Here is a 10,279-nt window from a genome sequence, read left to right on the forward strand (position 1 = left end):
TCTTGATCATCACGGCATGAGGCGTGGATCGGAACCCGATCTAAAACACGGCCTAGCAGCCCGACGCGCCCGAGGCCGGCGCGCCCGAGTCGGGCGTGCCCCAAGCCGACGTACCCGAGCGGCCGGTGTGCCCGAGCGGCCGGCGCGCCCACTCCGCGTGCACGCGGCCAACCTGCCCAAGCTCGGCGTGCACGCGGCCAGGGCCCCCGAGCGGCCGGCGCGCCCAAGCTCGGCGTGCACGCGGCCGGTGTGCCCCGCAGGCCGGCGTAGCCGAGCGGCCGGCGTGGCCCCGCAGGCCGACGTACACGAGGGGCCGGCGTGCCCCAGGACGGCGTGCCTGGGGGCTGAATCGGGTGCCCGTGCATCGGGCGTTCGGGTGAACGGCATACTGACCGACCGGGCGCGATCACTTTCGACATGCTAGGAGCAGCCATGGTTGACCGGATCGCCACCGAGAAGACGACCTTCAGGCCGGTCTTCGAGGTGGGGTCGTCCTTCATGGAGCAGGCGCAGGGCGTCGAGGCCAGGTTCCAGCACGCGATCGCCCCGGCGACGGTGGATTTCGACTTCGGTGAGATCAGCCGGGCGGCGAGCGGTATCCCGGACAGCTCGACCGTGAAGATCATTCGCGGCTGGGGTCTGCAGGAGACGGCTCCCGTCAGCGTGATGGTCCTCTCCCTCAGGGAGGCCGTACGCCAGGCCCTTCCGCAGCCGTTCGCGAACCCCGCCTTCTGGGAGAAGGTCGAGCAGGCGCTCACCGACGCCTTCGTGGGACTGCACGGGCAGACGGGCACCCACCTCTCCTTCTACCGGGAGGACCCGGACAACACGAGCTACTACTACAACGTGTTGTTCGCCCTCCAGGACGAGGAGACCGACGACTCCCTGTACGCCGTCGCCTTCTGTGCCAATGTGACGGTTGCTCTGAGCCCGGAGGAGGTCAGGACCCTGACGGTCGAGGACACCGCCCAGTACACGATCCGTCTCAACGCCATCACCGTGCAGCGGAAGCTGCCGTCCGCCGGCTGATCGGGAGGGATACGGCCGCCGGGGCGGCGCCGTGCCTACGCGCTCGTCGCGGGGCGCGGCGCCTCGGCGGGGGCGGTGACGCGGTCGGGGAGGCGGTTGCCGATGCTGCGGTACGTGAGGGGCAGGCCGGCCAGCCGTTCGGGAAGCAGGCAGTTCTTCCCGTCCACGACGACCGCGGGCGGCGCCATTCTGGCGGCCATCAGGGACCAGTCGGCCTCGATGGTCTCCGGCCACTCGGTGAGGACGACCGCCGCCCGGGCGCCCTGGACGGCGGCGCGCAGTTCAGGGCACGGTCGGGCGCCCGGAAACAGCCGTTGCAGGTGTTCGGGGTCCGTGGCCGGGTCCCAGATGCGTACGGCCGCCGCCTCGGCGACCAGCTGGGGCACGAGGACCCGGCTGGGCGCCGCCCGCATGTCGTCGCTCCACGGCTCGTAGCGGGCTCCGAGGACGGCGATCTCGCAGTCGGCGAGCTGCTCGCCCAGCTCCTCACGGAGCACGTCGCGCACGAGTCCGGGCTGGGCGCGGTTGACGGCGATGGTCGCGTCGAGGAGAGGCGTGGCCACGCCGCGGCCGGCCGCCCAGTGCGCCAGTGCCTCGGTGTCCTTGGGGAGGCACGAATCGCCGAAGCCGAGCCCCGGCTGGAGGAAGGCGTGCCCGATACGCGGATCGAGGCCCGCGCCCTGCATCACCTTGTCGATGTTGAGGTCCGGCGCGGCGCACAGTCGTGCGAACTCGTTCGCGAAACTGATCTTCATGGCGAGGAAGGTGTTGCCGGCGTACTTGATCATCTCGGCGGTGTCGGGCGTGGTCACCACCCAGGGGCACGTCTGCTCCCCGTACAACTGGTGGAGCACCGGCAGCGCGCCCGGCGACCAGAGGCCCACCACCGTCCGGGACGGGGTGGTCCAGTCGTCCAGGGCACTGCCCTGGTTCAGGAACTCGGGGTTGTAGGCGTAGCGGTCGCGCATCTGCGGATGGGCCTGGAGGAGCCGGGCGCTGGTGCCGGGCGGCACCGTGGACTTCAGCACCACGGCCGGTGGCGGCAGCAGGGCCGCCACGGCCGCGAGGGCCGACGTCACTTGTGACAGGTCCGCGGCCCCGGTCTCGTCGGGCGGTGTCCCCACGGTGATCAGGACGACCTCGAAGGGCTGTCTGAGGTGCGTGTGCGCCAGGTCGGACGCGAAGGTGAGCCGCCCGGTCTCCCTCGCCAGCGACAGCTCCTGTTGCAGACCCGGCTCGGACACCGGCGTGCGCCCCGCCTCCAGCGAGGCCAGCCGGGCCGGCTCGCGCTCGATGCCCGTCACATGGTGCCCCTGCCGGGCGAGGGCGACGGCCCCGGTCACTCCGACATAACCCTGCCCAACGATGGCGACCCGCACGTGACTCTCCCGACACCCCGGCGATACCAGCAGGACCTGCTGCCGCTCCGTACGTGGAAACGCCAGCTTGCGGTCGCCGATACCGCCGGTCCACCGGTCCCGGGCAGACGGGTGACGGCTGAGGGCTGACGGGTCCGGGTGGCGGGTGCCGGGGTCAGCCCCTGGTGCCGGTGAACCAGGTGAATCCGTCGCCTTCCTGGTCCCCGTCCTTGTCGAGGGCCGGGCCGCCTCCACCGCCGCCGGCCGTGTCGGCGCCGTTCGGCAGCAGGAGTTCGACCCGTACGGTCCCGGTTTCGCGCTGCTGGGCGACGAACTCGTCGATCTGCGTCCGGCAGGCGTGGTCCAGGTGTGTCATGGCCGTCAGGTCGAGGCGGATACGGGGCGTCCCGGCGGTTGCGAGCGCTTCGAGGGCCTCCAGCGCCTCCAGCAGCTGCGGGAGCCTGACGAAGGTGGCGCTGCCGGCGATGGTCAGCTTCGCCGTTTCCCCGTCGCTCGTCCGCCGCACGGTCGTCCGCGACATGCGCAGCACGGCCAGCAGGGTCCCTGCCGCGGGCCGATCAGTACGCCTTCCAGCAGTGCCGTACCGAAGATGGCGAGGGTGGTGATCCGAGATGGCCTGGAACATGCGGCCCAGCCGGATGATCGCGAGGGCGATCTGGAGCAGGCCGCTGACCGTGACGATGATTCCGAGCATGGCCGGCCCGTGCTTCAGCACGGCTTCGGCCACCAGTGCCGCGAGGCCCGCGGCGGGGCCGCTCACCTGGAGCGCACTGCCGCGCATGAGGCCGACCACGAGGCCGCCCACGATGCCGGAGACGATGCCCAGCTCGGGCGGCGCGCCGGAGGCGACGGCGATGCCGATGCACAGCGGCAGGGCGACCAGGAAGACGACGAACGAGGCGGTGACCTCCGTACCGATGCGCACGCCGCGCAGTTCGGCGGCGAGACCGGGAGCCGGCGCGGGGCTGGGGGCGGGGTCGGAGGTGGGCGTGGTGGAACGGCCGGTGGGGCGGGCGTGCCGGGCGCGCTGCCGGGGTGGGGACGGGGAGGACTGGCCGTCGGCGAGGCGCCGGTAGGTGTCACCGGCGTCGGCCACCTGACGGTGGAACGGGCGTGGTCGAGAAGGGCCTGCATGTGTCCTCCTGGTCGACGAACGCCGCAGACAACCGGGCACACGCGATGCGTTGCGTTGCGATGTTGCGATGCGTTGCGGGGCCGTGCCGTGCCTGCGGACCGTGCGGACGACTCTAGGAAGTCGTCTTCCAGGCGAAGGCCGGCGTTTGGTCAGGACGAGCCCAGCAGCCGCCCAGATTTTCGCCGCCGGAATCTGTGAGCTATCGCTCGAAGAGCGGAAGTGGCGGCGTGTGGCGACGGGTCCTGCTGTACGGTGCGGAATCCGAACAGGCGGTTCGAGAACCGGTGTTGACGCATTCCGGGCGCCGTGCGGCGAGTTGTGCGCCGGTGTGAACCGGAAGGACGGGAACGACTCATGCGGGTGCTGCTCATCGAGGACGACGAGACGATCGCCGAACCACTGGCCGAGGGGCTCTCCCGCTACGGACTCACGGTCGGACGCGTGGCGAGACGTCCATGTGGCGGCGCTGCGGCGCAAGCTGGGGGACTTCGGCTGGATCCATACGGTACGAGGGGTGGGGTTCCGCCTCGTCGTCCCGGCGTCGCAGGGCTGACGGGCGGGGCCCGCCATGACCCGACGCCTGCTCCTGAGCTACCTGACGGTGGCCCTGCTGGTTCTACTGTGCCTGGAGGTGCCTTTGGGCATCGTTTACAGCCGGGCCGAGCAACAGCGCGCCACCCAGGCCGCCGAGGACGAGGCGGAGTCGCTCGCGGCGTACGCGGCGGTCTCCCTCGAAGGAAACCGGACCGAGGCCCTGAACGACCGTGTGGCGCACTGCGCCCAACGCATCGGCGGAGAGGTGTTCGTCTTCGACGCGAGGGGCCGCCTCACCGCCTCCTCCCGGTCCCTGGCGCCGGACGAGGCCCGGGACATGGCCGGCCGGCGGGAGGTACGGTCCGCGTTGCGCGGGCGAGCCGCCATCGACGTACGCACCCGGACGGTGAGCGGCGGGGTGCGTGTGCCGGCCGCCGCGGCGCCGGTGCCGCTGGGCGCCTCCCGCTTCGGGGCCGTACGCGTCACCCTTCCCACGGACACGGTGCGGGAGCGGATCCACGGGGTGTGGCTGACCCTGGCCGGGGTGGGGCTGCTGGCGCTGGCGGCCGTGGCGGGGGTGGCGTTCGGGCTGGCCCGCTGGACGAGCCGGCCCATCCTGGAACTGGAGCGGGCCACGGCCCGCCTGGCCGAAGGCGACCTCCCCGTACGGGCGACCCTGGCCACGCCGACCGGCCCGCCGGAGGTACGCAGGCTCGCGGTCACCTTCAACGAGACGGCCGCTCGCCTGGAGCACCTGCTGGAATCGCAGCGCGCCTTCGCCGGCGAGGCCTCCCACCAGCTCAAGACGCCGCTGGCCGCGCTCCGGCTGCGGCTGCGGCTGGACAACCTGGAGCCCGACGTGGCCGTCCACGCCAGGAGCGGCCTGACGGCGGCGATGACGGAGACCGAACGCCTGGCTCGTATGGTCGAGGGGCTGCTGGCGATGGCCCGGCTCGACGAGAAGGCCGTCATGCGCGTGCCCGTGGATCTCGACCGCGTCGCTCTCGACCGCTTACGGACCTGGACCCCCGTGTTCGAGGCGCGGGGCTGCCGGCTGGCGCTGGGGGTGGAGCACGCCGGGCAGGCCCTCGCCGTGCCGGGTGCCGTGGAACAGATCCTGGACAACCTGCTGTCCAACGCCCTGCGGGCGTCGCCTCCCGGGTCCGTGGTGCTGGTGGACCGCCGGCTCCCCCGCCCGGTACGCAGGTCCCCTCGCGAACACCGGCCGGTGTGGGCCGAGTTGCATGTGATCGACGAAGGCCCCGGGATGCCTCCCGAACAGCGTGCACGCGCCTTCGACCGGTTCTGGCGCGCACCGGGATCGACCGAGGTGGGCAGCGGAATCGGTCTCTCCCTGGTGCGGCGGCTCGCGGCCGCCTGCGGCGGCAACGCCGCCCTGGAAGAGGCCTCCCGGGGCGGCATCGACGCGGTGGTCAGGCTGCCCTCGATCCCGTCACGCGGCAGTGGGACCGGGCCGGCTCCGGGGCTGGTCGAGGCGGTGAGGCAGTGGCCCGCCCGGAGGACCGTCCCCGTGCCGCGTCTCCGTACCAGGCACACCGTCTCCCGGCCGCGCTCCACCGACCCGGGAAGGCTCTGACCGCCTACGCCGGCCGGTCGGGGCGCGCGGCCGGAAGGTGGACCACGATCAGGGCGAACGCCGCCAGTACGACGTAACGCAGTGCCGAGTCCAGCCCGTTCCAGTCCGAGGACTGCCACATGACGAACCACTCTCCGCCGATGCCGAAGAAGCCGAGCCCGAACAGCAGCAGGACCATCACCAGGCCGGCGGTGCTCGCCCGGCGGGCACGGTCGTAGGCTCTCCGCCGCAGCCCCACCGCCCAGAGCCAGGTGGCGACCACGAGGACGGACGCGGTGAGGACCTCCCAGACGATGATGGCGAGGTACGCCGCGTTCTGGAGGGCGGGCGAGGTGATCGCCCGCCACATCAATTGCGGGTCCTTGAACGTGGTGTCCATGGCCAGGACGTGCTGGACGAACTGCTGGTTGGACCCGAAGTCCGTGATGTTGCCGAAGGCCACCAGAACCATGGACAGCGCCACGGTCCCCGTCAGCGCGGCCGCCGCGACGGCGAGGGTGCCGAGCGATAGGAGCCGGTCCAGTGGGCTGTCGGTACGTTCGGTGGTGCCTGCCACGTCAAATCCCTCTCAATGGTTGGGTGGTCGCGCGCAACCTCTTGCCGCTGGTTCACATCATCCTCCCTGCGACAGGTCAACACAGCAGTGGGGGAACGGACGATGGACCGGACGACGACACCGGGAAGCGGCACGCGAACGGAACCGGGCGGCGGGCCGAGCCGTCGTCGCCTTCTGGGCGCCGGTGCCGGCGCCGCCCTCTCCGGGGCGTTCCTCACGGGGGTGGCGGGCACCCGGGCGTCGGGCGCGGGAACCGGTACGGCGGGCAGGGCGCCGGGCGCGCCCCGCCCGGCGGACTGGGCGGCGCTGGCCAAGGGACTGGACGGGACGCTGGTCCGGCCGGGCGACCGCGACTACGACGTGGCCCGTACGTTGTTCAACCCCCGCTTCGACGCCGTGCGCCCGGCCGGGATCGCCTACTGCGCCCGGCCCGAGGACGTGCGCGGCTGCCTGGAGTTCGCCCGCCGGCACGGGGTGCCGGTCGCGGTGCGCAGCGGCGGGCACTCGTACGCGGGCTGGTCGTCGGGGCCGGGTCTGATCGTCGACGTACAGAGGATGGCGTCCGTCTCCCTGACGGGTGGTACCGCGACGATCGGCGCGGGCGCGAAACTCATCGACGTCTACGACCGGTTGACCGCCCGTGGCCGGACCGTACCGGCCGGGTCCTGTCCCACGGTGGGCGTCGCCGGTCTGGCGCTCGGCGGTGGTATCGGCGTCGTCAGCCGGGCCTACGGGCTGACCAGCGACAGCCTGACGGGCGCCAGGATCGTGACCGCCGACGGCCGGATCCGGGACGTGGACGCCCGCCGCGACCCCGATCTGTTCTGGGCGCTGCGCGGCGGCGGCAACGCGCAGTTCGGGGTCGTCACCGAGATGCGGATGCGGACGCACGCGGCGCCGGAGTGCACCACGTTCTTCCTCCGCTGGACATGGTCGCGTGCCGCCGCGGTGGTACGTGAGTGGCAGCGCTGGGCTCCCACCGCGCCGGACGGGATCTGGGCCAACCTCCATCTGGCCGCCCCGGTGGGCGGGCGGCCCGGGTCGGTCCGCGTCGGCGGTCTGGCCCTGACGGGCCGGCGGGACCTGGAGAACCGGCTCGACCGGCTGGCCGGCGCCGTCGGCGCGCCGCCCACGTCGGAGTCGATCCGTACCCGCCCGTTCATGGACGCGATGAAGGTGATGGGCGGGGTGTCCGGCATGACCGTCCCGCAGGCCCACCAGAAGGGGACCCTGCCGGGCCGCACCCCGCAGGGCCGGGTGGCGCGCGAGTCGTACGCCGCGCGCTCCGACTTCTACACACGCCCCGTTCCGGCCGACGGCGTCAAGGCGCTGATCGCCCGGGTGGAACAGCTGGCGCGGCTCAGCGGCGGCGGGGCGGGCAGTGTCGCGCTGGACGCGATGGGCGGCGCGGTGAACCGGGTCCGGGCGGCCGACACCGCGTTCGTCCACCGCGACGCGCTCTTCCTGGCCCAGTACATCGTCTCCTGGCCCGACCGCGCCCCCGCCGCCACGGTGGCCCGTCACCGGGCCTGGCTGGACGCCACGTACGACGTGATGCGGCCGTGGGCGAGCGGCCAGGCGTACCAGAACTACACCGACCCTGCCCTGCGGGACTGGCGCCGTGCCTATTACGGCGCGAACATCGACCGACTGGTGAAGGTGAAGGCGACGTACGACCCCGGGCATCTCTTCCGCCACACCCACACCTTCTGAAGCCCTCTCACCGGTTCGTCCCTCCCGGAGGGCGAATGTCAGTGGGGGGTGTCACGCTGCTGCCGTACGCGATTTCCGTGACACCCGCGAAACGAGGCATGCGCCGTGATCACCACTGACTTCGCCCCCGGCTCCCCCTGCTGGCTCGACCTCGGCGCGCCCGATGTCCCGGCGGCGGCCGATTTCTACGCCTCGGTGTTCGGCTGGGAGTTCCAGCCGTTCACCCCGGAGGAGGGGGACTACGGCTTCTTCAAGCTGGACGGCAGGACGGTCGCCGGGCTCGGGAAGCTCACCGAGCAGGGCGCCCGTTCGGCCTGGATGATCTACTTCAGCACGCCCGACGCCGACGCCACGACCGAAGCGGTGCAGCGCTCGGGCGGCACGGTACGGGTCGCCCCGATGGACGCCGACGGCGAGGGCCGGATGGCCCAGTACACCGACCCGCAGGGGGGCCAGTTCGCCGTGTGGCAGCCTGGGTCGACCAAGGGCGTGGAGGCGGTGGACGGGCCGGGCAGCCTGGGCTGGATCGAGCTGTACACGACGGACGCGGCCGCCGCCAAGGACTTCTACGCGAACCTGTTCGGCTGGCAGACCCAGGACATGGAGCTGCCGGGCGGCGGTGGGACGTACTCGCTGATCACTCCGGCAGGCCTGCCTCCGGAGCGTATGCACGGCGGTGTGATGCAGCTTCCGCCCGACGCGCTCGCCCTGACCGGCGGCCGCCCCTACTGGCACCCCGTCTTCGGCACCACCGACTGCGACGCGACGGTCGCCAAGGTCAGGGAGAAGGGCGGCACCATCCAGATGGGCCCCGAGGACGCGCAGGACGTCGGACGGCTCGCCGTCTGCGTCGACCCGGCCGGGGCCGACTTCGTGGTCCTCACCCCCGCCCAGGGCTGAGCAGACCGGCCGCCCGGCCGTTCGCGCCGGTACGGGGGGTCGCCGTCATCAGCAGCCGGTCGGGGAACGTCGTGACGCCGCCCACCGCGCGTACCGGGCGGTGGGGGTCGGCAGGGCGGAGGCGGAAGCGGGTGGCGATGGCCGCCAGGGCGACCGGGGCGGCGAGGGAGGTGAACGGGGCGCCCACGCAGCGGTGCGCGGCCGCGCCGAAGGGCAGGTAGGCGGTGCGCGGCACCGGGTGCGGGGCGTCGGGTGACCAGCGGTCGGGGTCGAAGGCGGACGGGTGGGGGTACACGGCGGGGTCGCGGTGCATGGCGTACAGGTTGAGGACGACCACGGCTCCGCGCGGGAGGCGGAAGCCGCCGACCGTCACCTCGCGCAGCGCTTCGCGGGGCAGCACCGGGACGGGATAGAGCCGGAGGACCTCGGAGATGACGCGGCTGGTGAGAGGCAGGGCGTCGAGGACGCTCGTCGGCAGGGGCCGGCCGCTGAGGAACAGGGCGTCGGCCTCGCGCTGTACGGCTTCCTCCAGGCGGTGGTTCGCGGCCAGTTCGTGGCAGGCCCAGGCCACTGCCCGGCCCGTGGTGCCGACGCCCGCCAGGAAGAAGGTGGCCATCTCGTCGAGTACCGTCGCGCGCGTGATGCCGGGGGTTCCGTCGCGGGGTGTTCCGTCGGGGGGTGTCCCCTCGTCGGCCGTCCCCTCGCGGGGTGTTCCCTCGCCGGCCGTCCCCTCGCCGGGGCACGCGGCGCGGTTCAGCAGGCTCAGCAGGTCGCCGCCGCAGGCGGGCGGGGCGTGGTGTGCGTACAGCGCCTCCAGGGCCTCCCGCAGCAGGCGTACCGCTCGCCGGTAGGCGAGGTTCCCGGGGGTCGGCACGCGGGAGTACCACCGCGGTGCGACGCCCCGCAGCCGGGTGCCTTTCGACAGCATGGCCCCACTGCCCACGAGGCGTGCCACCCATTCCGTCGACGCCTCGGAGCGGAACAGGGCACGTACCGTGAGAGCGGTGCTCAGCTTCAGCGCCTCGTCGCCCACGTCGAACGCCGTGCGCACCGGCCACTGCCCGGCGACGTCCGACGCGACCCGGCACATCAGGGGCGCGGTGGCGGCCAGGGAGGCACGTCCGAACGCGGGCTGCACGATCCTTCGGCGCTCTCGGTGGATCTCCGCCTCGACGGTGAACAGCCCGTCCCCCATGGCCTCCCGCATTCCCCGGGCGACTCGCTCGCGGCCGAAGGCGGCGGCCCGGTCGGCCAGGACCTCGTGCGTGAGGTCACCGTCGCTCACCACGTACACGGTGGTGGTGCCCAGTCGGGCCCGCACCATGGGCCCGGCGGCGCCCAGCTTTAGAAGTGCGGGCAGCAGTCCGCGCCGCAGCAGCGGCAGGTGGCCCAGCGGCCCCCGGTGTCCGGGGGCCCAGGGCACCTCACGCACCTCA

General features: G+C 72.8%; 8 protein-coding genes and 1 pseudogene. 5 read left to right on the plus strand and 4 right to left on the minus strand.

Features of this window, described 5'->3' with window-relative positions:
* Positions 1–432 precede the first annotated feature (432 nt).
* Entirely contained in the window at positions 433–1,029 is a 597-nt protein-coding gene (locus tag BKD26_RS24740; RefSeq protein WP_084902169.1) for a Type-2Aa cytolytic delta-endotoxin, read from the plus strand.
* A gap of 35 nt (positions 1,030–1,064) precedes the next feature.
* Here BKD26_RS24740 and BKD26_RS24745 read toward each other — a convergent pair whose 3' ends face one another.
* Positions 1,065–2,408: a nucleotide sugar dehydrogenase gene (locus BKD26_RS24745; protein WP_084902172.1), complete on the minus strand. Its 1,344-nt coding sequence runs from the start codon at positions 2,406–2,408 to the stop codon at positions 1,065–1,067.
* Positions 2,409–2,562: 154 nt separating this feature from the next.
* Complete coding sequence (locus BKD26_RS24750) at positions 2,563–3,504, minus strand: SulP family inorganic anion transporter (protein ID WP_084902174.1); 942 nt, start codon at positions 3,502–3,504, stop codon at positions 2,563–2,565.
* Between the two features lie 393 nt (positions 3,505–3,897).
* Here BKD26_RS24750 and BKD26_RS41530 point away from each other — a divergent pair.
* Positions 3,898–3,978 (plus strand): annotated as a pseudogene (locus BKD26_RS41530) (DNA-binding response regulator); the annotation flags it as partial.
* A 133-nt stretch (positions 3,979–4,111) separates the two neighbouring features.
* Positions 4,112–5,674 carry a HAMP domain-containing sensor histidine kinase gene (locus BKD26_RS24760; RefSeq protein WP_179166681.1) on the plus strand — a complete coding sequence of 521 codons (1,563 nt, stop codon included), beginning with the start codon at positions 4,112–4,114 and terminating at the stop codon, positions 5,672–5,674.
* Positions 5,675–5,678: 4 nt separating this feature from the next.
* Here the strand turns inward: BKD26_RS24760 and BKD26_RS24765 are convergent, their stop codons facing one another.
* Positions 5,679–6,197 carry a DUF2165 domain-containing protein gene (locus BKD26_RS24765; RefSeq protein WP_241518822.1) on the minus strand — a complete coding sequence of 173 codons (519 nt, stop codon included), beginning with the start codon at positions 6,195–6,197 and terminating at the stop codon, positions 5,679–5,681.
* Between the two features lie 135 nt (positions 6,198–6,332).
* Here BKD26_RS24765 and BKD26_RS24770 point away from each other — a divergent pair, with 135 nt between their 5' ends.
* Together BKD26_RS24770 and BKD26_RS24775 are read left to right on the plus strand one after the other, a co-directional pair.
* Entirely contained in the window at positions 6,333–7,943 is a 1,611-nt protein-coding gene (locus tag BKD26_RS24770) for an FAD-binding oxidoreductase (protein ID WP_084902179.1), read from the plus strand.
* Between the two features lie 105 nt (positions 7,944–8,048).
* Positions 8,049–8,843, plus strand: a complete 795-nt coding sequence (locus BKD26_RS24775; protein ID WP_084902182.1) for a VOC family protein — start codon at positions 8,049–8,051, stop codon at positions 8,841–8,843.
* On the opposite strand, the gene BKD26_RS24780 is transcribed toward BKD26_RS24775, so the two are convergent.
* Complete coding sequence (locus tag BKD26_RS24780) at positions 8,824–10,266, minus strand: cytochrome P450 (RefSeq protein ID WP_143662707.1); 1,443 nt, start codon at positions 10,264–10,266, stop codon at positions 8,824–8,826. The two genes, BKD26_RS24775 and BKD26_RS24780, sit on opposite strands and share 20 nt — an antisense overlap.
* Positions 10,267–10,279 lie beyond the last annotated feature (13 nt).

The organism is Streptomyces sp. CB03238 (genome assembly GCF_002099185.1).
Taxonomy (GTDB): domain Bacteria; phylum Actinomycetota; class Actinomycetes; order Streptomycetales; family Streptomycetaceae; genus Streptomyces.

Coding starts and splice junctions, on each gene's coding strand:
- BKD26_RS24770 (WP_084902179.1), top strand. CDS start 6,333: ATGGACCGGACGACGACACCGGGAAGCGGCACGCGAACGGAACCGGGC.
- BKD26_RS24740 (WP_084902169.1), top strand. CDS start 433: ATGGTTGACCGGATCGCCACCGAGAAGACGACCTTCAGGCCGGTCTTC.
- BKD26_RS24760 (WP_179166681.1), top strand. CDS start 4,112: ATGACCCGACGCCTGCTCCTGAGCTACCTGACGGTGGCCCTGCTGGTT.